Annotated in this window: 18 protein-coding genes; 14 read left to right on the top strand and 4 right to left on the bottom strand. The window is 45.0% G+C overall.

Translation table 11 applies throughout. From position 1 onward, the window contains the following. Nucleotides 1-197: 197 nt before the first annotated feature. On the bottom strand, nt 198-383 hold the full coding sequence (locus AAEM60_RS22310; protein ID WP_034765056.1) for a 2-hydroxymuconate tautomerase: 186 nt from the start codon (nt 381-383) through the stop codon (nt 198-200). 277 nt (nt 384-660) lie between these two features. Between AAEM60_RS22310 and AAEM60_RS22305 the strand changes: the two genes are divergently transcribed. Next, nucleotides 661-1266: a site-2 protease family protein gene (locus tag AAEM60_RS22305; protein ID WP_149154984.1), complete on the top strand. Its 606-nt coding sequence runs from the start codon at nt 661-663 to the stop codon at nt 1264-1266. Between the two features lie 29 nt (nt 1267-1295). Continuing rightward, nucleotides 1296-1799 (top strand): YwhD family protein, encoded by a 504-nt coding sequence (locus AAEM60_RS22300; protein ID WP_299746566.1) that lies wholly within the window; start codon nt 1296-1298, stop codon nt 1797-1799. Between the two features lie 378 nt (nt 1800-2177). Here the strand turns inward: AAEM60_RS22300 and AAEM60_RS22295 are convergent, their stop codons facing one another. Further along, the gene (locus tag AAEM60_RS22295; protein ID WP_341357185.1) at nt 2178-4244 is read right to left on the bottom strand and encodes a PBP1A family penicillin-binding protein; all 2067 of its coding nucleotides are present in this window, start codon (nt 4242-4244) and stop codon (nt 2178-2180) included. A gap of 423 nt (nt 4245-4667) precedes the next feature. Here AAEM60_RS22295 and speE point away from each other — a divergent pair, with 423 nt between their 5' ends. The 5 genes from speE (at nt 4668) to AAEM60_RS22270 (ending at nt 9098) form a co-directional block, all read left to right on the top strand. Continuing rightward, the gene (speE, locus tag AAEM60_RS22290) at nt 4668-5498 is read left to right on the top strand and encodes a spermidine synthase (protein ID WP_148996313.1); all 831 of its coding nucleotides are present in this window, start codon (nt 4668-4670) and stop codon (nt 5496-5498) included. Between the two features lie 123 nt (nt 5499-5621). Next, nucleotides 5622-6494, top strand: a complete 873-nt coding sequence (gene speB, locus AAEM60_RS22285; protein WP_299746557.1) for an agmatinase — start codon at nt 5622-5624, stop codon at nt 6492-6494. Nucleotides 6495-6702: 208 nt separating this feature from the next. After that, nucleotides 6703-7140, top strand: a complete 438-nt coding sequence (locus AAEM60_RS22280; RefSeq protein WP_282138385.1) for a DUF1934 domain-containing protein — start codon at nt 6703-6705, stop codon at nt 7138-7140. Between the two features lie 4 nt (nt 7141-7144). Further along, complete coding sequence (gene argS, locus AAEM60_RS22275) at nt 7145-8815, top strand: arginine--tRNA ligase (protein WP_299746552.1); 1671 nt, start codon at nt 7145-7147, stop codon at nt 8813-8815. A gap of 103 nt (nt 8816-8918) precedes the next feature. Further along, nucleotides 8919-9098, top strand: coding sequence for a DUF1427 family protein (locus tag AAEM60_RS22270; RefSeq protein WP_148970668.1), 180 nt, complete (start codon nt 8919-8921; stop codon nt 9096-9098). 112 nt (nt 9099-9210) lie between these two features. Here AAEM60_RS22270 and uvsE read toward each other — a convergent pair whose 3' ends face one another. Beyond that, entirely contained in the window at nt 9211-10164 is a 954-nt protein-coding gene (gene uvsE, locus AAEM60_RS22265) for a UV DNA damage repair endonuclease UvsE (protein WP_299746548.1), read from the bottom strand. Nucleotides 10165-10176: 12 nt separating this feature from the next. Beyond that, complete coding sequence (gene cls / locus AAEM60_RS22260) at nt 10177-11382, bottom strand: cardiolipin synthase (RefSeq protein WP_341357184.1); 1206 nt, start codon at nt 11380-11382, stop codon at nt 10177-10179. Between the two features lie 305 nt (nt 11383-11687). On the opposite strand from cls, the gene AAEM60_RS22255 reads away from it, so the two are divergent. The 7 genes from AAEM60_RS22255 to icmF all read left to right on the top strand — a co-directional run bounded on the left by AAEM60_RS22255 (nt 11688) and on the right by icmF (nt 22949). Next, nucleotides 11688-13805, top strand: a complete 2118-nt coding sequence (locus tag AAEM60_RS22255; protein WP_299746542.1) for a 4Fe-4S dicluster domain-containing protein — start codon at nt 11688-11690, stop codon at nt 13803-13805. A gap of 341 nt (nt 13806-14146) precedes the next feature. Then, on the top strand, nt 14147-15334 hold the full coding sequence (locus AAEM60_RS22250; protein ID WP_341357183.1) for an acetyl-CoA C-acetyltransferase: 1188 nt from the start codon (nt 14147-14149) through the stop codon (nt 15332-15334). Between the two features lie 118 nt (nt 15335-15452). Beyond that, nucleotides 15453-16304 (top strand): 3-hydroxybutyryl-CoA dehydrogenase, encoded by an 852-nt coding sequence (locus AAEM60_RS22245; protein WP_299746536.1) that lies wholly within the window; start codon nt 15453-15455, stop codon nt 16302-16304. Between the two features lie 29 nt (nt 16305-16333). Next, nucleotides 16334-17470, top strand: a complete 1137-nt coding sequence (locus tag AAEM60_RS22240; RefSeq protein WP_341357182.1) for an acyl-CoA dehydrogenase — start codon at nt 16334-16336, stop codon at nt 17468-17470. Nucleotides 17471-17640: 170 nt separating this feature from the next. Further along, on the top strand, nt 17641-18780 hold the full coding sequence (locus AAEM60_RS22235; RefSeq protein WP_341357181.1) for an acyl-CoA dehydrogenase: 1140 nt from the start codon (nt 17641-17643) through the stop codon (nt 18778-18780). A 252-nt stretch (nt 18781-19032) separates the two neighbouring features. Next, nucleotides 19033-19686 (top strand): TetR/AcrR family transcriptional regulator, encoded by a 654-nt coding sequence (locus tag AAEM60_RS22230; protein WP_299746528.1) that lies wholly within the window; start codon nt 19033-19035, stop codon nt 19684-19686. Continuing rightward, nucleotides 19683-22949: a fused isobutyryl-CoA mutase/GTPase IcmF gene (gene icmF / locus AAEM60_RS22225; RefSeq protein WP_341357180.1), complete on the top strand. Its 3267-nt coding sequence runs from the start codon at nt 19683-19685 to the stop codon at nt 22947-22949. Before AAEM60_RS22230 ends, icmF begins: the two co-directional genes overlap by 4 nt. Nucleotides 22950-23068 lie beyond the last annotated feature (119 nt).

Here is a 23068-nt window from a genome sequence, read left to right as displayed (position 1 = left end):
AAAGGCAAAGAACGCCTTTCCGGGTTACTCGTCTTATGCTTGTCGCCCCAGAGCGAGCCCCTTCCGCTTTTCTACATGTCCAGCTCCAGGGCTTAGAGGCTCGAGGTCATAAGCCAAATCCACAAAAAAGGCAAAGAGCGCCTTTTGTGCGGATTCGTCTTATGCTTGTCGCCTCTGGGCAAAGCCCTTCCGCTTTTCTATTGATCACTTAAACGTTTTCCACCTACCGCATAGTGACCTTTCGTCATTTCTTCAATGAAGACAACGATTTTTTCTTCAGGTGCCCCTGTTGTTTCACTTACGGCTTCGGTTACTTTTTCGACGAGGGCGCGTTTTTGTTCTTCTGAACGGCCTTCAAGCATTTTTACTGTGATATAAGGCATTATGATTCGCTCCTTGCTTTTTGTTTTGGTACAATCGGTGGTAGGCATGTTCATTCTGCCTCCCTATTAAATGTAATGGGTAGGGGATGTGAGAGCAAGTTTGTTATGATGAGAAATAGGAATTGTCATGAATGCAGGAATTTTTCTGTATACTATTGAATAAGAAAGTAAACCATTTTTTAAAGGAGTACATACTTTGGATACATTTAGCTCTATTTTTGAGTCATTTTCCGTCTTTCGGTTGGAAGAGCTTCCGTTTGTGGTGATCGCCCTGGTCATGGCCTTTACAGTTCATGAGTTTGCCCATGCGTTTGTGGCATACAAATTTGGTGATACGACAGCGAAAGATCAAGGACGACTCACATTAAATCCGATTCAACATCTGGATCCACTTGGAACCATTTTAATATTAATTGCGGGGTTTGGCTGGGCGCGTCCTGTGCCGGTCATGAGATCCCGGTTTAAAAATCCCCGTTTGGCAGGGGTATTAGTTTCAGTGGCAGGTCCCCTGAGTAATTTCTTACTTGCATTCATTGCATTTGGATTTTTTTATTTTTTTGTAGGAGTAACTGGTGGAGTAGGGGTTCCTCCTTTTGTCATCGATCTTTTGCAGATGATTGTGTATCTGAATGTGTTGTTATTTGTGTTTAACTTACTGCCGTTCCCTCCGCTGGATGGATACCGGATCATAGAGGACCTGTCACCGAATCATATCAGGGCAAAATTGACTCAGTATGAACAGTATGGAGTCGTTTTATTCCTGATCATCGTGATTACACCTCTTGACGAGTATACAATCTGGCCGTTGCTACAAGGTGGGATGACAGCAACAAACCAGGCTTTCAGTGCGATTTTTACGACTGTTTTTTCAGTCTTTAGCTAGGTATGTCGACTTTGAAGGAGTGAAGATACATGGAAAAGAAAAAGAACATTGGATTTAATATCATCAAAAGTGACCCAACGGACGGTCACGGTGGCTATGGTGTAGGCTCATTAAGTCTAGATAATGTTTCCCCTGTAATGATTGATGTCGAAGAAGGGGAAGCCACGATTGAAATCGGAGCGATGCATGCGAGGAGCCCGATCGAAAAAGGGATAAAATTCACGAATAACCGTGAGGACTCAGCAGGCGGTAAGCCGTATTGGTTGATCTGGGTGACCATTGACCGTATGGAAAACGGTCCTTATTATGCGGGGGTTACGGCTTGTGAAATGGTTGTGAACCGTGAGAAGCGTAGAGGCTACAAGTCCATGCCGGAGCATGTGAATAATATGGATAAATCGATTAAAAGGAAAATTGTCCTCGATCAATTGGACGACAAGTCGAAAGGGATTCTTTCCGAATTCTTGAAGAAGCATGATGAGGGTATGTGGGAACGCTCAAAAGATGAATTAAAGGAAGCGTTAAAAGTTTAAAAAGATAGAAAAAATTTCTTTTGTGAACAAACTATGACATTTTTTTGAATATGTCGTTCACATCTTGCCCTTACGCTTGAAAAAAAGTACACTTAAATCACAGTTTGCACATAAACTAGGACATGAAAAACCACGGGTTCGCACAAACCCGTGGTTTTTCGTTTTTTGTTTTTTTATAGAGATTTGGCGTGATTTGTAGGCGTGAATTGGATTTGTTGCGGCGCATTCGGACGAACTTGCGGCACTTTTAGGGTTTGCTGGGGCACATTCGAATGAACTTGTGCCACTTTCCGGTTTTGTTGTGCCACATTCGAACTTTGTTGCGCCAAATTGTGAACACCGACTTTTCTGCCTGCCCAAGCCGCCTCCGCTTTTCGGTTAAAAAATCCAATCCTTCACCTTTTCATACCATGGCTTTTCTTCTTTTTTCGCTGGCGCTTTCTCTTTCGGTGTTTCATTATCACCCAGATGTTCGTGGCAGTATTCGGTTGGTTCTGTTCCTTTTACAAAGTACGTGAAGCGCTGCACGGGACAGTCTTCTGTAGCAAGTAATCCGTTATGGGGATTCACAGCTACACCGACCACACCCTTTGTTGGTTTGAAGTTTTTGACGGGTTCATCTTTCAGGGCTTCCTCCATGAAATTCACCCATAGTTTCTTGGCTAAATATTTATCGTCCACCAGGGAGATTTCTTTTTCTTTATCATATCCTGTCCATACTCCTGCCGTAAGCTGAGGTGAGTAGCCGATCATCCAGTTGTCTGTGTTGGTTGTACCAGATTTTCCTGCATAGGGACGGGTGGCGTCTTTCCGGATCTGGATCCCCGTCACCGTTGAGTAATCATTGAGCTTTGGATCAAATATTCCACTCAGCATATGTGTCATGACATACGCTTGATCAGGGTCCAAAACTTGTTCTTTCTCGGATGTATTTTCGTAAATGACGTTACCGGACCAGTCTTCCACACGCGTGATGAATACCGGTTTCACCTTATAGCCGCCGTTTGCAAAGATATTGTAGGCGTTGACCATATCGATGACTCTTGCCCCTGATGTACCGAGTGCCGAGGAAGGGTACTTTTTTACCTTTGTCGTTAATCCGAATTTCTCTTGGGCTGTTTTCGTTAAGGTATCCTGACCAATGAAAAGGTGGGTCTTCACTGCATAAACATTATCTGAAAGAGCAATGGCCTGAGCGAGGGTAATGTCATCACCTGCATATTTGTTATTGTAGTTATGAGGTGTATATTTCTCTTTTCCGTCATCAAATGTAAATGAAGTTAACTCACTCTTCATGGTCGTTGAAGGAGTGAAGCCTTGCTCCAGGGCAGAATAGTAAAGGAGAGGCTTAATCGTTGATCCAGGCTGCCGGATGGCCTGCACCGCACGATTAAACGGGCTTTCCTCGTAGCTTCTTCCACCAACAAGCGCTGTAACAAATCCATTCTTAGGATCCATGGATACAAAGCCCAGTTGAATATCAGACTCATCAGGGATTTGTTCCTTCACTACTTTTTCGGCTACTTGTTGATGGTCGGATTTGAGGGTTGTGTAAACTTTTAATCCGCCCATTTCGATGGTTCGCTCTTCGATACCTAAGTCAGAGCGTAGAATACTTTTTACAACGTCCTGAAAATATGGCGCCGTTTCTGCCTTTTGATGGGCGTGCTCGCCAGTAATGGTAATCGGAGCCGCTTTGGAAACTGTCTGCTGCTCTTCTGTAATGAAGCCGTCCTCGGTCATGGACTTAAGGATAAGCTCCTGACGCTTCTTGGCATTCTCCATATTGGCGACGGGTGAATAGTAAGTTGGCGCTTTGGGGATTCCTGCCAGCATTGCAGCTTCGCCAACGGTCAATTGATTGGCATCCTTACCAAAATAGTAAAGACTTGCTGCCTCAACTCCGTAAGCACCATGTCCATAATAGATGGTATTTAAATAGCCTTCTAGAATTTCTTTCTTCGAATAGTTCATTTCGATTCGAATCGTGTAGAGGGCTTCTGAGATCTTTCTTTTCCATGTTTTGTCATGAGATAAAAATAGATTACGAGCATACTGCTGGGAAATGGTACTGGCTCCTTGCACCTTTGCCATGGCTTTCAGGTCGGCAAGTGCTGCTCCCGCCATACGTTTGATGTCGAAACCATAGTGCTGATAGAAGCTTTTGTCCTCGATCGAAATAGTAGCTTCGATGAGTGCCGGCGAAATTTCCTTCAGGCCCACCCAATAGCGTTTCTCTCCTGTATTGGTTTCCCCTATAACCTTTCCATCCTCGCTGTAGAGCAAAGTGGACTGGGGCACGGCAAGAGGAGGGGGTCCCTGAATTTTAGCGTACGTTAAAATCCCGATCAGACCTGCCAGAAAGAGGATCATAACCAATAAAGCCCCAACGACTGCCGCTCTGGCATATTTTTTTGTTTTCTCCATTCCAGCAATAAGTTCCATACCTCTCCCTGCTTTCTCTACCTGAGGTCCGTCCCTCACTAGGGACGGACCTCGGATTTTATATAGTGGACTTGGATAGAAATCCTCATTATGTTTAGCGTGTAGTATTAGTATGAAAAGTTTTACGAGTTTTTAAACGTCAAAGTTTTAGAAAAAATTTCACTTGAAATTTTGCTAGATTCCACTATACTTTTTCTCATGTTTGTATTTATCATGATAGGGAAGGATAAAACTGACGTCTGCTTTGGACGTTTTTACAATATAGAAGGAAAAGCCCGTTATTTCAGGCTTTGGCTTGATTGAGTGATCTATTTTGTCCTTAAGATGAACGTGTGAAAACTCAAACTAGTGGTATATGATTTTTACAGCGAAGAACGGAAATTGCGGAAAGATCGATAAAAAACAAGAAGGGAAGTTGAAACAATGAGTGGACTTTGGTACACAGAAAAACAAACAGAAAACTTCGGAATCACGATGAAAATCAAGAAGACTTTACATACAGAGCAAACGGATTTTCAATATCTTGAAATGGCAGAGACAGAAGAGTGGGGTAACATGCTATTCTTGGATGGAATGGTGATGACAAGCCAAAAAGACGAGTTCGTCTATCATGAAATGGTAGCTCACGTTCCGTTATTCACACACCCTAATCCTGAGAAGGTATTAGTTGTCGGTGGCGGAGACGGTGGCGTAATCCGTGAAGTATTAAAGCACCCAAGCGTGAAGAAAGCGGTACTTGTTGAAATCGACGGAAAAGTGATCGAGTACTCTAAGAAGTATCTGCCGGAGATTGCCGGAGAATTGGAAAACGAGCGCGTTGACGTACAAGTGGACGATGGCTTCATGCACATCGCGAAAAGTGAAAACGAATATGACGTCATCATGGTAGACTCAACTGAGCCGGTTGGGCCAGCTGTAAACCTATTCACAAAAGGTTTCTATGCAGGGATTTCGAAAGCATTGAAAGAAGACGGAATCTTTGTCGCTCAATGTGATAATCCTTGGTTCAAAGCGGATCTGATCCGCCAAGTACAAAGTGATGTAAAAGAGATCTTCCCGATTACACGTTTGTACACTGCAAATATCCCGACATACCCAAGCGGACTATGGGCATTCACGATCGGTTCGAAAAAGCACGATCCAATTGAAGTGCCGGAAGATCGTTTCCATGATATCGAAACAAAATACTACACACCAGAACTGCACAAAGCAGCATTCGCCCTTCCTAAATTCGTTAAAGACCTGACGAAATAAAGAAAATTTGAGGGACGGACCTCAAATTTCAATGAAAATAGTACAAATTCAATAGGGACGGGCCTCAGGAGGTGCTATGCACCTCCTAGAGGTCCGTCCCTCTAAAAAGAGAGGTTGAAGAATATGCGTTTTGATGAGGCTTATTCAGGTAATGTGTTTATTAAAAGTCATCCTTCTTATAAAGACAGCCAGGTCGTTCTTTACGGTATGCCGATGGATTGGACGGTTAGCTACCGTCCCGGTTCCCGTTTTGGTCCGGCCCGTATTCGTGAAGTGTCGATCGGTTTGGAGGAGTACAGTGCGTATCTCGACCGCGAGCTTGAAGAAGTGAAATTCTTTGATGCCGGGGATATTCCATTGCCATTCGGTAACCCGCAGCGAAGCATCGATATGATTGAAGACTATATCGACGGTCTTCTTGGAGACGGAAAAATCCCGTTCGGAATGGGTGGGGAGCACTTGGTATCATGGCCGGTCATGAAAGCAGTCGCTAAGAAATATCCGGACCTTGCGATCATTCATATGGACGCTCATACCGATCTTCGTGAAGAGTATGAAGGAGAGCCATTATCCCACTCCACTCCGATCCGCAAGATCGCCGAGCATATCGGGCCGAAAAATGTCTATTCATTCGGAATCCGTTCCGGGATGAAAGAGGAATTCCAATGGGCGAAAGAAAACGGTATGCATATCTCGAAATTTGAAGTACTTGAGCCGTTGAAGGAAATTCTTCCGCAGCTTGCAGGGCGTCCTGTGTACGTGACGATCGATATCGATGTACTAGACCCTGCCCATGCTCCTGGAACAGGAACCGTGGATTGCGGTGGGATTACGTCTAAAGAATTACTGGCATCGATCCATGCCATCGCTCACTCTGACGTAAATGTGGTAGGAGCAGACCTTGTGGAAGTTGCCCCGATCTATGATCCATCAGAGCAAACAGCCAATACAGCAAGTAAGCTGATTCGTGAAATGCTCCTTGGTTGGGTAAAATAAACAGCACAGCCTCTTCTGATTGTCGGAAGGGGCTCTTCTTTTACCATAAATCCGCTTACATCCACTCCGCAATATGAAAACTCCCAGTGTTCCATTGCAATTTCCCACAATACTTCTTATACTTAATTAGTTAGAAGGAAGGGACGTCTAAAAGAGGGACGGACCTATCACTTGATCGGACCCTAATATAGAAAAGGATGTGAGTGGTTTGACGGCAAAAACGGATTACACCCCTGTCAAAGTTCACTTGAAAACCAAAATCACAATAGGAGAGGAAAGTGACTCTTTTGAACTGGTATCATTTGGTCGATACTATGAAAAAGGAGATGCCGTTTTCCTGAAGTACGATGAGGTGCAAGAGGAAGGAACCACCCATACGATCGTTAAAGTCTCGGATCAACAAGCTCTCATTCTCAGAAGCGGTGCAGTGAAAATGAGAATGGCCTTTAACGAACGGGAGGAACAAAATGGTTCTTATGAAAGCCAGATGGGTACTCTCTTACTTACAACCAAAACAAAAAAACTTTCACATACACAAAGTGACTCTAAACTGGAAGGGGATTTCAACCTTTCTTACGAGTTAAAAATGCAAGACAGTCCAGTAGGGGATTATGTTATGTCCATTCACTATAAGGAGGAAGCATAGACGCATGAATATTGTCGAAAAAGTACAAGAAAACCTGAAATCCGAAATCAAAGCAGCAGTTCTGAAAGCGGGACTCGCAACAGAGGATCAGATTCCTGATGTTATCCTAGAAATCCCGAAAGAAAAATCCCATGGTGATTACTCTACCAATATGGCGATGCAGCTTGCACGCGTAGCAAAAAAGGCACCGCGCATGATTGCAGAGGACATTATGGCGAACTTCGACCAGTCCAAAGCATCCATTGAAAAAATGGAGATCGCAGGACCTGGGTTCATTAACTTCTACATGAACAATGAATACCTGACCGATTTGATTCCATTGATTCTTGATCAAGACCAGGAATATGGTCAATCAAATGCGGGGAATGGCGAGAGAGTGAACGTGGAGTTTGTATCTGCCAACCCGACAGGTGACCTTCACCTTGGACATGCCCGTGGAGCGGCTGTAGGTGATTCCCTATGTAACGTTCTTGAAAAAGCAGGCTATAAAGTAACGCGTGAATACTACATCAATGATGCAGGAAACCAAATCCATAACCTGGCTGTTTCCGTCGAGGCCCGTTATTTCCAAGCTCTTGGAGAAGACAAAGCGATGCCTGAAGATGGATATCACGGGGCGGACATCATCGGAATCGGGAAGAAACTAGCGGAAGAATTCGGTTCGAAATATGCGGAAGTAAGCGACGAAGAGCGCTACAAGTTCTTCCGTGAGTACGGACTGAAGATCGAAATGGCGAAGCTTCAAAAGGACCTGGAAATGTTCCGTGTGCCATTCAACGTGTGGTACTCTGAAACGTCACTCTACGAAAACGGTAAAATTGACGCTGCGCTAAAAACACTAAAAGACAATGGTCACGTTTATGAAGAAGACGGCGCGACCTGGTTCCGTTCGACTGAACTTGGGGATGACAAAGACCGTGTTCTGATCAAGAATGATGGGACGTACACGTACTTGACCCCGGATATTTCCTATCACCAGGACAAATTCGAACGCGGACACGATGTGCTGATCAATATCTGGGGTGCTGACCACCACGGATACATCCCTCGTATGAAAGCGGCGATTGAGGCACTTGGTTTTGACCGTGAGAAATTAGAAGTAGAAGTGATTCAACTTGTTCACCTTTATAAAAATGGTGAGAAGATGAAGATGAGTAAACGTACAGGTAAAGCAGTCACTTTACGTGAGCTTGTTGAAGAGGTCGGCCTTGATGCAGTCCGTTATTTCTTTGCCATGAGAAGTGCCGATACGCATATGGACTTTGATTTGGACTTAGCGGTTTCACAGTCTAATGAAAATCCAGTGTACTATGCTCAATATGCCCACGCGCGTATTTGCAGCATTCTTCGTCAAGCAGAGGAGCAAGGACTCTCTTCAGAAGACAAGATCGACTTAAAGCTGATCGGTACTGAAAAAGAAGTGGATTTACTGAAAAAATTAGGTGAATTCCCACAAATGGTTGCCGATGCTGCTGAGAAACGTACACCTCACCGAGTGGCGAACTACATTAACGACCTGGCATCAGCTTTCCATAGCTTCTACAATGCCAATAAGGTTCTGGATGAAGAAAACCGTGAACTTACAACGGCTCGTCTGGCTCTTGTAAAAGTGGTTCGAGTCACATTACAAAACGCTCTTGCATTAATCGGAGTTGCTGCTCCGGAAAAAATGTAATGACGATAGATGAAAAAGGTCCGTCCCTCGGGGTGGACCTTTTTCTTATATTTCTTCAGCTTTAACGTATAATAAAAGTAGACATATTGTTCAGGAGGATGTTATGAAAACAGTTATTTTAGCGATTGTGACCGGTTTCCTGGTTGGTTTTATTTTTGCCCTATTCAAGCTCCCCATTCCGGCACCACCAGCCTTGGCCGGGATTGCAGGAATCGTAGGCATTTATCTTGGGTTTAAAGCCTTCACAGCCATTCAGCCTTGGATCGAATCGGTCTTTAAATGAAATTTACATAGGAATCGATTCCATGTCCGGTAGCTTCCAACGACCATAAAAGTTACCGGATCTTAAAATAGACAAAACAAAAAAGACGAACAACAACGTGTTCATCTTTTCTCTACCATTCCAAAGCCCCGCCACTAATCCTTTTCACTCCCCGAATCGTCGATAGATCCTCTATCAGCTTCAACATGGCCAGATCTTTATGCTTTGCCTCAATCATAAAGTCAACGTCCTGATCGAACGTCTTGAGTGTTTTGAAAAATCCTTCTACAAAGCCTGCATCCACCAAATCAGCGTGAGAGCGGAATGCTTTGTCCGATTTCGGCGAGGAAATATGTATTTTTGGAACGAGATCTCTCTTTTCCCAGGTGGCAAAAATCGCTTCAAGATAATCTCCTAATGGCTTTTCACTAAGGTTGGCCTCGTGATGGTGGATATCAAGGACCATGGGGATGTTTTCTCTTTGACAAACACCTAATGTTTCTTCTACCGTATAGGTTTTGTCGTCGTTCTCCAGGGTCATGATTTCTTTCACATCAGTCGGGAGGCTTTTCAAATTCTCATAAAAGCGTACAAGCGTTTCTTCCTTATCACCATAGCTTCCACCGATATGAATGTTAATGACAGAGCTATCCTCAATCCCCATATATTCAAGCATGCGATAATGATAAACCATATCCTTTACGGCGTTGTCAGTGACATGCTGCTTGGGACTGGTGAATAAAGTGAATTGATTGGGGTGAAAGCTTGCCCTGATCCCAAACTTCTTGATTAGATCCCCAAGCTCTTTCCATTCGTCTTTAAAGGGGGTATAGAAGTCCCATTCTACTTCCGGATGAGTAGCTAACGGAACAAGTGAGCTTGATAGTCGGTACAGTTCAATTTCGTGAGCTGCACACAGATACAGAATACGTTTCGTATGTTCCAGGTTTAATTTTGTTACTTCCTTCAAACGATCCATTCGTTCCTCTTTCGGAAGCTCAGTATATCGTTTGAAGGTCATGGTTTTGGCAGGGCTCGCGTCCCACAAGGAGAGGGAGTTAGCAACAAATCCCAATCGGATTTTCATGTGATTTCCCCCCTAAAGTAAAATGGAAATGGATGAAGCGACACGTTCCTTTATACGAGTAAATATGGAAACAGAATCGAGGTCACTGACGCTTAGTATATCCGAAGCGTCCATATCCTTCGTCATCTCATTTTTCAATGTGTGAATGAACTCTTTGTCGAATATAAGGTTATTAATTTCAAGATTGATAAAAAAGCTTCTTTTATCAAAATTGGCCGTTCCTAAATCACAGAAATGATCGTCTACGATCATTACCTTCGCATGGTAAAACCCGTTCATAAATTGATACACCTTTGCCCCTCTAGCCAGTAAGGTTCTAAAATAAGGGAATGCGGCTTCCTTCACCAACATATGATCGGCATTATTTGGAATGATGATCCTTACAATGACGCCACGCTCCAATGCATCACATAATGCCCCCATTAAAATCGGGGTGGGGATGAAATAAGGACTCCCAATGATGACTTCCTCCTTGGCTTCATCGATGAACTTCTTGAAGAAATCCTCGATATTCACCCCTTCTGTCGGAAAAATCTGATGTGGGATGCTTCCTTTTTCGGCTGGAGGAAAGTATTTCGTTTCGTCTTTCAGATCCTTTTTCGTCGCTCTGAACCAATCGATGCAAAATTCTGTTTGTAAGTCGTGAACGCCTTCACCATCCAAACGGAGATGATAATCCCTCCAAGGAGACAGCTCGGGTTTGTCATTCTCATCAATATATTCTTTCCCGACGTTATAACCGCCCAAATATCCAAACTTGCCGTCAATCACCGTGATTTTCCGGTGATTCCGCTGTTGGGAGGAGAAAAATAAGAAAGGCAAACTGACTTTTTGGCAGAAGGCCACTTCCACACCAGCGTCACGTAGCATTCTCACTTTTGATTTAGGGACGTTATGACTCCCGATCTGATCCATTAACAAGCGGACCTCTACGCCTTCTTTTGCTTTATCCTTCAATAAATCCATAAACCGTAAAGCAAAATGGTCATCTTGGACGATATAGAATAAAACATGAATGGAAGATTTGGCTTCTTTCATTTCTTTAAACATTCGATCAAACAGCTCCGGACCTCTGGAAAATAATTCGATATCGCTGTTTCGTTTTTCATAATCTCTTCTTGTCCGTGTCCGGATGAAATGACTTCTACCCAGCTTAAAGTCGATCATTAACCAGCCTATGACAACAACTATTATTAACAGTAGGATGAACCACCACATATAATCACTCTCTCATCTGCATTAGCATTAGTATGTCCTTAAATCTTACCTACTTTGCACTCTTTCTTCTTTTACCTTAAATGATTCATATTGAAACCTATGGGGGGTACAAAAAGTCCTGGTTACTCCCGACGAATGAATGACCATTCATGTAAAGGTTTTCATTTTTCTTGGTAAAAACCATTGACTGAATGCTCATTCATAATATAATGGATATATGAACTATTCAGAATATTAATTTGGTTTGTAAAAGTTTGAACAAAGGGGAAGTTCGGGTCAAACCAAAGAAGGGGGAGTGTTTTTCAATGAATGGGTTACTCATTCTCAATTGGGTTGCATTTATTCTTGTGACCGTTTACGCACTTAGTCTGTTTGTGTATGTAGTAAAGACGAGAATTGAATATATTAAGCTCGGAAAGAAAGTGGAGTTCGACCAACGATTCAAGGAACGATTCCAGAAGATCGTGGTCAACGTCTTCGGCCAGAAGAAGCTCTTGAAGGATAAGAAGAGTGGAGTAATCCACGTCATGTTCTTCTACGGCTTCATTTTAGTCCAATTCGGAGCCATCGATTTCATCTGGAAAGGACTGGCGCCAGGAAGTCACTTGCCACTGGGACCTTTATATCCCGGATTCACGTTCTTCCAGGAGATTGTCACACTCATGATCCTGGTAGCGGTTGTTTGGGCCTTCCACCGCCGCTATGTGGAGAAGCTGGTTCGTTTGAAAAGAGGATTTAAATCAGGATTGGTTCTCTTATTCATCGGGGGACTAATGCTATCGGTTCTTGTAGGGAACGGGATGGGCCTTATCTGGCACGGTGAAGAGCTTGCCTGGACAGAGCCTGTAGCGTCACTCATTGCAGGAGCACTTGGAGCCATTGGAGAAACAGCTTCCATCGTCATTTTCTATGTGGCATGGTGGATCCATTTATTATTCTTACTGGCATTCCTTGTATATGTTCCACAATCCAAGCACGCTCATTTAATCGCTGGTCCTGCGAATGTCTACTTTAATCGATTAGACAACCCTGGAAAGCTTAAGCCCATCGACTTTGAAGACGAGTCAGCCGAAAGCTTCGGGGTAGGGAAAATTGAAGAGTTCACGCAACATCAAATGATCGATTTCTACGCTTGCGTGGAATGCGGTCGTTGTACGAATATGTGTCCTGCTACAGGAACAGGGAAAATGCTTTCCCCAATGGATTTAATCGTCAAACTGCGTGATAATCTGACGAATCACGGTGCCGTCGTTACGCAGAAAAAACCTTGGGTGCCTACATTTGCATTCAATGGCACCAAAGGAAATCAACTTGCGATGGCGAGTGCCACTCAAGCAGCAGAAGAAGCGGCTGCCGGTGCTGCGTACAGTCCAAGCCTGATCGGAGACGTCATCACAGAAGAAGAAATCTGGGCATGTACGACGTGCCGTAACTGTGAAGACCAATGTCCGGTCATGAACGAGCACGTAGATAAAATCATCGACCTTCGCCGTTACCTGGTCCTGACTGAAGGAAAGATGGACGCAGATGCACAGCGTGCGATGCAAAATATCGAACGTCAAGGGAATCCTTGGGGTCTGAACCGTAAAGAACGTGAAAACTGGCGTGAAGCGAGAGAAGATGTTCATATTCCTACAGTGAAAGAAATGAAAAAAGCGGGAGAAGACTTCGAATACTTATTCTGGGTTGGATCCATGGGTTCATTCGATAACCGCAGCCAAAAAATCGCGTTATCCTTTGCCAAGCTGCTGAATGAAGCAGGCGTTAAATTCGCGATCTTAGGAAACAAAGAGAAGAATTCCGGTGATACACCACGTCGACTCGGTAATGAGTTCCTATTCCAGGAGCTTGCAGGTCAAAACATCGCCGAATTCGAAAAGAATGAAATCAAGAAAATTATTACGATCGATCCGCATGCGTATAACATTTTCAAAAATGAGTATCCTGACTTCGGATTGGAAGCGGAAGTGTATCACCATACAGAGCTTCTATATGACCTGGTAAAAGAAGGGCGTCTGAAGCCGAAATACGAAGTGAATGAAACGATCACCTTCCACGACTCCTGTTACCTGGGACGTTACAACGAAGTATACGATCCACCACGCGAAATCCTGAAATCGATCTCTGGAGTGAAATTGGTTGAAATGGAACGTAACCGTGAAAAAGGTATGTGCTGTGGAGCAGGTGGAGGACTCATGTGGATGGAAGAAGACGCAGGTCACCGCGTGAACGTTTCGCGTACAGAGCAGGCACTTGAGGTCAGCCCATCGGTCATCAGCTCGGGTTGTCCATACTGCCTGACGATGCTATCTGATGGAACGAAAGCGAAGGAAGTAGAAGAAACCGTCTCTACTCAGGATGTGGCAGAAATCCTTGAAAAAGCGGTATGTGGCGATCAAAAAGATCAGCCGGCTGCTTCGTAAAAAGAATATTATCTGTTTAATAATGAAAAGTCCGTTTCTCAGTAGTTGAACATCTAGGAGTGAAACAAAAGCCTCTACCTGCGTTTCACTCCTATTATTTTTCTACAATAATGAATTTAATAGAAAAATAAAAACTTTCTAAAAAATCATTACGTTCTAAACGAATATGAAGTACAATAAAGGTATATAAGGGACAAAAACTGTCCCTTCTCTTTTGGGGACTGGTTGAGCGAGCGTTCAGTCGAATATCAGTAAGTTCTATTTTTTTGAGTGCTGTTGAAAGCGTATACAATTTGTTTTTGTCGAATCAAATCATTCAGATATAAAGGAGAGCGATTGAGATGGGAAAAACGGTTATTTTAGATGGAGCAAGAACGCCATTCGGTAAATTTGGTGGGAGCTTAAGCAGTTTTACAGCTTCAGAGCTTGGCGGTTTTGCCGTGAAGGAAGCCCTGAAACGATCAGGCATTAATGGAGAAGAGGTAGAGGAAGTGATCCTCGGTTCTGTTTTACAAGGGGGGCAGGGACAGATTCCTTCCCGACAAGCATCCCGTCATGCCGGATTACCGTGGAACGTCAAAACGGAAACCATCAACAAAGTATGTGCTTCAGGAATGCGCAGTGTGACAATGGGTGACCAAATCATCCGTGCAGGCGACGGTGAAGTCATCGTGGCAGGCGGAATGGAATCCATGTCAAATGCACCGTACATCCTTCCGAAAGCTCGCTGGGGCTTCAAAATGGGTGATTCCCAAGTGAAGGACTTAATGGTTCACGACGGATTGACGTGCAGCTTCAACAATGTCCACATGGGAACGTACGGAAATGAGACAGCGAAAGAGTTTGAACTATCAAGAGAAGAGCAGGATCAGTGGGCACTTAGAAGCCATGAACGTGCAGTGAAAGCGACAGAAGCAGGCGTTCTGGGAGAGGAAATTGTAGCGGTTGAAGTTCCACAACGCAAAGGCGACCCAGTTGTCGTCAATAAAGATGAAGCGCCACGAAAAGAAACGTCCATCGAGGCTTTGGCCAAATTAGGTCCGGTCTTCGGATCAGAAGGAACCATCACAGCAGGTAACGCACCGGGGGTCAACGATGGTGCGGCAGCCATGGTACTCATGAGTGAAGAAAGAGCCATAAAAGAAGGGAAGCAACCATTGGCCACCATCCTTGGCCACACGGCCATTGCCGTCGAAGCAAAGGACTTCCCGCAAACACCGGGACTCGTCATCAATGAGCTGCTGAAGAAAACAGGCAAATCACTTGAGGAAATCGACCTGTTTGAAATTAACGAAGCATTCGCAGCGGTGGCCCTGACAAGCGGGAAAATCGCTGGATTAGATCCTGAAAAAGTCAATGTAAACGGTGGAGCAGTCGCCCTCGGTCATCCGATCGGAGCAAGCGGAGCACGGATCATCCTGACGCTCGCATACGAGCTGAAGCGTCGCGGAGGCGGTGTAGGAATTGCATCGATCTGCAGCGGTGGCGGTCAAGGGGATGCGATTATGATCGAGGTGGCGAAGCAGTAGGGCGTAGGAGAGTGTTGTACCTGGTACGCAACAATGGTACGCATAATTATGATCAGCTACAACTTCAATTACAAACGAAACCAACCAGATAACTAGCTTTAACAAAGGGGAGAAAATAATGAACATCAAAAAAGTAATGGTCATCGGGGCAGGACAAATGGGATCAGGAATTGCTCAAGTGTGTGCACAAGCGGGATTCGACGTCTACCTGAACGATCTGAAAGCAGAATTTGTTCAAAAGGGAATCGGCGTGATCACAAAGAACCTGACGCGCTCGGTTGAAAAAGGAAGAATGTCTGAAGAAGATAAAACAGCTACCGTGAACCGTTTAACGGCATCAACCGATATTCACGACGCGAAGCAAGTAGACCTTGTCATCGAGGCAGCGGTTGAAAACATGAATATCAAAACAAAAATCTTTGCTCAACTGGATGAAATAACTCCGGAGCACACGATCCTTGCTTCTAACACTTCTTCACTGCCGATTACAGAAATCGCTGCAGCGACGAAGCGTCCCCAGCAAGTGATCGGAATGCATTTTATGAACCCGGTACCGGTCATGAAGTTGGTGGAAATCATTCGCGGACTTGCGACGACGGATGAAGTGTATCAAGTGATCGAAGACATGACGAAATCCCTCCACAAAGTTCCGGTTGAAGTCGAGGACTTTCCTGGATTCGTCTCCAATCGAATCCTGATGCCGATGATCAACGAAGCGATCTACACCCTGTATGAAGGGGTAGCGAGTAAAGAGGCGATTGATGAAGTGATGAAGCTCGGTATGAATCACCCAATGGGTCCTCTTACTCTGGCAGACTTCATCGGGCTTGATACATGCCTATACATCATGGAAACACTGCACGAAGGCTTCGGTGATGACAAATATCGCCCATGCCCGCTACTTAGAAAATATGTGAAAGCCGGCTGGTTGGGTAGAAAAACAGGCCGTGGTTTCTATTCATACGAGTAACAACGACGAACATCAGGGAGGAACCATTCATGGAGTTACGATTTACGGAAGAGCAACAGATGATGAGAAAGATGGTACGGGATTTTGCTGAAACAGAGATTCAGCCGTTTGTAGAGAAGATGGAAGAAGGACAATTCCCGAGAGAAATTTTAAATAAAATGGCTGAACTTGGCCTGATGGGAATCACGATCCCTGAGAAATATGGCGGCTCCGAGATGGATTTCACGTCGTATATAATTGCGATTCATGAGTTGTCAAAAGTAAGCGCAACCATCGGGGTCATTCTGTCTGTGCATACTTCGGTGGGCACGAACCCGATACTTTATTTCGGTAATGAAGAGCAAAAGCAAAAATACCTTCCAAAGCTAGCGACAGGTGAATACTTAGGGGCTTTCTGCTTAACGGAACCGAGTGCTGGGTCGGATGCGAAAAGCTTGAAAACGAAAGCCGAAAAACGTGACGATCACTATGTATTAAATGGCTCAAAAGTATTTATTACAAATGGTGGCGAAGCAGATACGTATATTGTCTTTGCCGCAACGGACCAGTCAAAAGGGAGTCGGGGAGTATCAGCCTTCATCGTAGAGAAAGATACACCGGGCCTTGTGATTGGAAAAGACGAACATAAAATGGGTCTCCACGGTTCGAGAACGGTTCAGTTGACGTTTGAAGATATGAAAGTCCCGGCTGAAAACCTTCTGGGTCAAGAAGGGGAAGGCTTCAAGATTGCCATGGCGAATCTGGATGTAGGCAGGATCGGGATTGCAGCCCAGGCATTGGGAATCGCTGAAGCGGCTTTCGACTATTCCACCGCTTATGCCAAAGAGCGTGTGCAATTCGGGAAGCCGATCGCAGCCCAACAGGGGATCGGATTCAAGCTTGCAGATATGGCGACGGCTGTTGAAGGTTCGAAGCTTCTGGTGTACCGTGCGGCGAATCTTCGCTCAAACAACATTTCCTGTGGAAAAGAAGCAAGCATGGCAAAGTTATTTGCTTCTAAAACAGCAGTGGAAGTCTCGACAGAAGCCATTCAGGTTTACGGAGGATATGGTTATACGAAGGAATATCCAGTTGAGCGTCTGTTCCGTGATGCGAAGGTGACGGAGATTTATGAGGGTACGAGTGAGATTCAGAGAATGGTGATTGGGAAGAATTTGTTGGTTTAGTGGGATGGGGTAGCTTGAAGTCTTGGCGGAGTATCTTTGGGCATGCATTCTAAAGCGCGTCAGGCACCCGATCTTGATAGTGATGTTTCGTGGTGTAAAGGGGTTTGTGGCATCGCCTGACTTGTAAGGGTGCCAGACCCGGTATATAGATGATAAGAGGAGGAATTGAGATGAATTTTAAATTATCGGAAGAGCATGAAATGATACGTAAAATGGTGCGTGATTTTGCGCGGAATGAGGTAGCGCCGACTGCTGCAGAGCGTGATGAGGAAGAGCGCTTTGATATGGACTTGTTTAAGAAGATGGCCGAGCTTGGATTGACGGGGATTCCTTGGCCGGAAGAATACGGTGGAATCGGGAGTGACTACCTCGCATACTGCATCGCCGTTGAAGAGCTTTCAAGAGTGTGTGCTTCTACGGGGGTAACCCTTTCAGCTCATACGTCTTTAGCGGGATGGCCTGTATATAAATTCGGTACAGAAGAGCAAAAGCAGAAATATCTTCGCCCGATGGCCCAAGGTGAGAAGATCGGTGCTTACGGTCTGACTGAGCCGGGTTCAGGTTCAGACGCTGGTGGCATGAAAACGACGGCTCGTTTAGAAGGAGATCACTACGTATTGAACGGCTCGAAAATTTTCATCACTAACGGTGGGATCGCCGATACGTATATTGTATTTGCTTTGACAGATCCTTCTCAGCGCCAGCGTGGAACGAGTGCGTTCATCGTTGAGGCAGACTTCGAAGGGTTCTCTGTCGGAAAGAAAGAAAAGAAGCTCGGGATTCGTTCATCGCCAACGACTGAGATCGTATTCGAAGACTGCAAGGTACCTAAAGAAAACATGCTAGGAAACGAAGGCGACGGATTCAAAATTGCCATGATGACTCTTGATGGCGGCCGTAATGGAATCGCCGCTCAGGCAGTTGGGATTGCCCAAGGTGCCCTGGATGCGTCTATCGTGTATGCAAAAGAGCGTGAGCAATTCGGGAAGCCGATTGCTGCAAACCAAGGGATTTCATTTAAGATTGCCGATATGGCAACGTCCATCGAAGCTTCCCGTCTATTAACCTATCAAGCTGCGTGGCTAGAGTCAGAAGGCCTTCCATACGGAAAAGAATCGGCGATGTCGAAGCTGATGGCCGGGGATACAGCGATGAAGGTGACAACGGAAGCGGTTCAAATCTTTGGTGGGTATGGTTATACGAAGGATTATCCGGTGGAGCGTTATATGCGTGATGCGAAGATTACGCAGATTTATGAGGGGACGCAGGAGATTCAGAGATTGGTTATTTCGCGGATGGTGACGAAGTAGGGATCTGGGTGTAATGGGATTTTTGTAGAGAATTTCTTAATCGTCCTGAAGCGTGTCAGGCACTTGATAGGTTCTACTATGCTTCGTGGTGTAAAGGGGTTCGTATCATTGCATGCGACTTTAGGGTGCCAGACCCGGTATGAGTGGATATAGTTAGAGAGATAGATGACCTTCTGCTTTGTTGGGGGATGAGGCAGGTGGTCTTGAAATGGGGTCAATGGGAGAATCGGATAGAAAAGGCGGTCGGTTGTTTTGAATAAGAAGAGGGAAGTTCATGCTTCGGTTAAGGATGAGCGTTTAGTAGAAAAGCGGCGTGATCAGATGATCCGTGGGGCCGTCTCTCTATTTAAACAAAAGGGGTTTCACCGCACCACGACAAGAGAGATCGCAAAGGCCGCCGGATTCAGTATCGGAACGCTATATGAATATATTCGGACAAAGGAAGATGTCTTGTATTTAGTGTGTGACAGCATTTATGAGCAGGTCCGGCTGGAGCTTGAGGAGCTGGATGTCGGAAAAGGAACTCTGGAGAGCTTAAGGCTTGGGATTACTCACTATTTTCAAGTGATGGACCGGATGCAGGATGAAGTCCTGGTCATGTATCAGGAGGCGAAATCTTTATCTAAGGACGCCCTTCCATATGTACTGCGTAAAGAACTTGAAATGGTGGGGATGGTGGAAGATCTCATCATAGGCTGTGTCAAGAGTGGAAAGCTTGAGCTTGATGAAGATCAAATCCATATGCTGGCTCAAAATGTATTCGTCCAGGGACAGATGTGGGGATTCCGTCGCTGGGCACTTCAGAAGCGTTTTACACTAGACGAATACATCAATCTTCAAATCGAACTCACTTTTGCAGGCGTCATAGGGTTTGAAAAACAAGGGAGAACAGGGGGAATAATATGAGTACGGTTGAGATTTATAAACCAAAGCACCATGTTCGTTTTGTCACGGCATCGAGTCTGTTTGACGGACATGATGCATCGATCAATATAATGCGTCGGATTATCCAGGCAAGTGGAGCGGAGGTTATCCATTTAGGGCATAATCGCTCCGTTGAGGAAGTCGTCAATGCTGCCATTCAGGAAGATGTACAGGGAATCGCGATTTCCTCTTATCAGGGTGGACACGTTGAATATTTCAAATACATGTACGATCTTTTGAAAGAAAGGGGAGCGTCTCATATCCGCATTTATGGCGGAGGCGGGGGCGTGATCATTCCACGTGAAATCAAGGAACTCCATGAATACGGCATTGCCCGCATCTTCTCACCTGAAGACGGTCGAAAGCATGGTCTTCAAGGAATGATCAACAACATGATCGAGGAATGTGATTTTCCAACGATTAAAGGAAGCGTGAATCAAGAGGTTGAAAAGCTTTCTTCTGGTAATGTAAACACGATCTCCAAGCTGATTTCACTCGCTGAATATCAAGTCGGAGCGAATGAAGAAGTGGCGGCGACGGCCCAAACCGTTTTTTCTGAAATAAAGAACTTAGCGAAAAAAGTTCCTGTTCTGGGGATCACAGGAACAGGTGGAGCAGGGAAGAGCTCCCTGACGGATGAACTGATCCGTCGTTTCATAAACGAGCTTCCTGAAAAGAAGATCGCGATACTATCCATCGATCCTACGAAACAAAAAACGGGCGGAGCCCTTCTAGGGGACCGTATCCGTATGAACGCGATCTTCAATCCTCGTGTCTATATGCGAAGCCTTGCAACCCGTGGATCCAAAACGGAGCTTTCACTGGCCATCAAAGATGCGATCAATGTGGTCAAAGCAGCAGGCTATGACTTGATCGTGGTCGAAACGAGCGGAATCGGGCAGGGGGATGCGGAAATCGCTGAAATCTGTGACATGTCCATGTACGTCATGACAAGTGAGTTCGGTGCTCCCTCACAGCTTGAGAAAATCGATATGATCGATTTTGCCGACCTCATCGTCATCAATAAATTTGAGCGCAAAGGCTCCGAGGATGCAAGACGTCAGGTGCAGAAACAGTATCAGCGCAGCCACTTACTTTTTGATAAAGACTTAGATGACATGCCCGTATACGGGACGATTGCCAGCCAGTTCAACGACCCAGGAACGAATGCACTATTTGCTGCGATCGTGGAAACCGTGAATAAGAAAATGGAGCTGGACTGGAAAACAAGCTTCTCCAAGGACGTCGATGTGGAAAAACAAAACGTCATCATCCCAAATAACCGTCGTTATTATCTGCGTGAAATCGCGGAAACCGTCCGTAACTATCACAAAAAAGCAGAAGAGCAAGTGAACCTTGCCCGCCGACTGTTCCAGCTTGAAGGGGCAATCGAAGCGGTCAACGAAAAAGAAACGAATGATGGAGTCGTCACTTCCCTTCAAACATTAAAAGAAGAAGTCGAAAATAAATTAACAGCTGAATCGAAACAGATTTTACAAAAATGGGATGGGTTAAAAGAAACCTACAGCAAAGATCAGTTCATCACGAAAGTCCGTGATAAAGAAATTGTCACTGAATTGAAGACAAAGAGCTTGTCGGGTCTCGATATTCCGAAAGTATCCCTTCCGAAATACAGGGACTATGGTCAAATTTTGGATTGGGTATACAAAGAAAATGTTCCAGGCTCATTCCCTTATACAGCAGGAGTATTTCCTTTTAAACGAAAAGGGGAAGATCCGAAGCGTCAGTTTGCCGGTGAAGGGACTCCTGAACGGACGAACCGCCGTTTCCACTATCTATCTAAAGATGATGACGCGAAACGCCTGAGTACAGCGTTTGATTCTGTAACGTTATATGGTGAAGATCCGGATCACCGTCCGGACATCTACGGAAAAGTAGGGGAGAGCGGCGTAAGCATTTGTACACTTGAGGATATGAAAAAGCTATATGCCGGCTTTGATTTATGTGCTCCTTCTACGTCCGTTTCCATGACGATCAATGGACCTGCCCCGATCATTCTGGCTATGTATATGAACACGGCGATCGATCAGCAGATCCGTATGAAAGAAGAAGAGCTTGGCCGTGTGCTGACGGTGGAAGAGTATATGGAAGTAAAGGAACAAACGCTGCAAGTCGTTCGTGGAACCGTGCAAGCCGATATATTAAAAGAGGATCAGGGACAAAACACGTGTATCTTCTCGACTGAATTTGCCCTTCGCATGATGGGTGACATTCAGCAGTACTTCATCGATCACAAAGTAAGAAACTATTACTCTGTATCGATTTCCGGCTATCATATCGCGGAAGCGGGAGCCAATCCGATTTCACAACTTGCCTTCACATTGGCGAACGGGTTCACGTACGTTGAATACTATTTAAGTCGCGGAATGGACATCAATGCGTTTGCACCAAATTTATCGTTCTTCTTCTCGAACGGACTCGATCCCGAGTATACAGTGATCGGACGTGTGGCCCGCCGCATTTGGTCAACGGTGATGCGGGATAAATATGGTGCCAATGAAAGAAGTCAAAAGTTGAAGTATCATATTCAAACATCAGGTCGCTCCCTTCATGCCCAGGAGATTGACTTCAACGATATCCGTACGACGCTTCAAGCCTTGATGGCCCTGCAGGATAACTGTAACTCCCTGCATACCAATGCTTATGATGAAGCCATCACGACACCTACAGAGGAATCGGTCCGTCGTGCCATGGCGATTCAGATGATCATCACGAAAGAACACGGACTTTCGAAAAATGAAAATCCGCTTCAAGGATCATTCATCGCAGAAGAGCTGACCGATCTAGTGGAGGAAATGGTTCTGACAGAATTTGATCGCCTGAATGATCGAGGCGGCGTACTTGGATCGATGGAAACCCAGTATCAACGGGGGAAAATCCAAGAGGAATCCATGTACTACGAAATGAAAAAGCATTCCGGGGAACTTCCGATCGTGGGAGTGAACACGTACCTGAATCCAACCCCGCCTTCAGAGGAACAAATGGACAGTATGGAACTTGCACGTGCAACGAAGGAAGAGAAAGAAACACAAATTCATAACCTGCGAGACTTCCAATCACAACACAAAGACAAATCCGAAGAAGCACTGACCCGCTTAAAACAAGCAGCAGTGAACGGAGGAAACATCTTTGAAGAACTCATGGAAACCGTGAAAGTAGCCAGTCTTGGCCAAATCACACGAGCCCTCTACGAAGTAGGCGGGCAATACCGTCGTAATATGTAACAACATAGAAGAAAAAGAGACTACTGTGGTGATGCAGTGGTCTCTTTTTCTAGGTGCCTCTATAGCAGGGGTATCAATAAACGTATTAACAACCTTGCACACATAACGAAATATGTTTA

Source organism: Rossellomorea sp. y25, from assembly GCF_038049935.1.
Classification (GTDB): Bacteria; Bacillota; Bacilli; order Bacillales; family Bacillaceae_B; genus Rossellomorea.
The sequence above is the reverse complement of the archived record's forward strand: the minus strand, read 5'-3'. Positions and strand labels throughout refer to the sequence as shown.

Coding starts and splice junctions, on each gene's coding strand:
- AAEM60_RS22310 (WP_034765056.1), bottom strand. CDS start 383: ATGCCTTATATCACAGTAAAAATGCTTGAAGGCCGTTCAGAAGAACAA.
- AAEM60_RS22305 (WP_149154984.1), top strand. CDS start 661: ATGGCCTTTACAGTTCATGAGTTTGCCCATGCGTTTGTGGCATACAAA.
- AAEM60_RS22300 (WP_299746566.1), top strand. CDS start 1,296: ATGGAAAAGAAAAAGAACATTGGATTTAATATCATCAAAAGTGACCCA.
- AAEM60_RS22295 (WP_341357185.1), bottom strand. CDS start 4,244: ATGGAACTTATTGCTGGAATGGAGAAAACAAAAAAATATGCCAGAGCG.
- speE (WP_148996313.1), top strand. CDS start 4,668: ATGAGTGGACTTTGGTACACAGAAAAACAAACAGAAAACTTCGGAATC.
- speB (WP_299746557.1), top strand. CDS start 5,622: ATGCGTTTTGATGAGGCTTATTCAGGTAATGTGTTTATTAAAAGTCAT.
- argS (WP_299746552.1), top strand. CDS start 7,145: ATGAATATTGTCGAAAAAGTACAAGAAAACCTGAAATCCGAAATCAAA.
- AAEM60_RS22270 (WP_148970668.1), top strand. CDS start 8,919: ATGAAAACAGTTATTTTAGCGATTGTGACCGGTTTCCTGGTTGGTTTT.
- uvsE (WP_299746548.1), bottom strand. CDS start 10,164: ATGAAAATCCGATTGGGATTTGTTGCTAACTCCCTCTCCTTGTGGGAC.
- cls (WP_341357184.1), bottom strand. CDS start 11,382: ATGTGGTGGTTCATCCTACTGTTAATAATAGTTGTTGTCATAGGCTGG.
- AAEM60_RS22255 (WP_299746542.1), top strand. CDS start 11,688: ATGAATGGGTTACTCATTCTCAATTGGGTTGCATTTATTCTTGTGACC.
- AAEM60_RS22250 (WP_341357183.1), top strand. CDS start 14,147: ATGGGAAAAACGGTTATTTTAGATGGAGCAAGAACGCCATTCGGTAAA.
- AAEM60_RS22245 (WP_299746536.1), top strand. CDS start 15,453: ATGAACATCAAAAAAGTAATGGTCATCGGGGCAGGACAAATGGGATCA.
- AAEM60_RS22240 (WP_341357182.1), top strand. CDS start 16,334: ATGGAGTTACGATTTACGGAAGAGCAACAGATGATGAGAAAGATGGTA.
- AAEM60_RS22235 (WP_341357181.1), top strand. CDS start 17,641: ATGAATTTTAAATTATCGGAAGAGCATGAAATGATACGTAAAATGGTG.
- icmF (WP_341357180.1), top strand. CDS start 19,683: ATGAGTACGGTTGAGATTTATAAACCAAAGCACCATGTTCGTTTTGTC.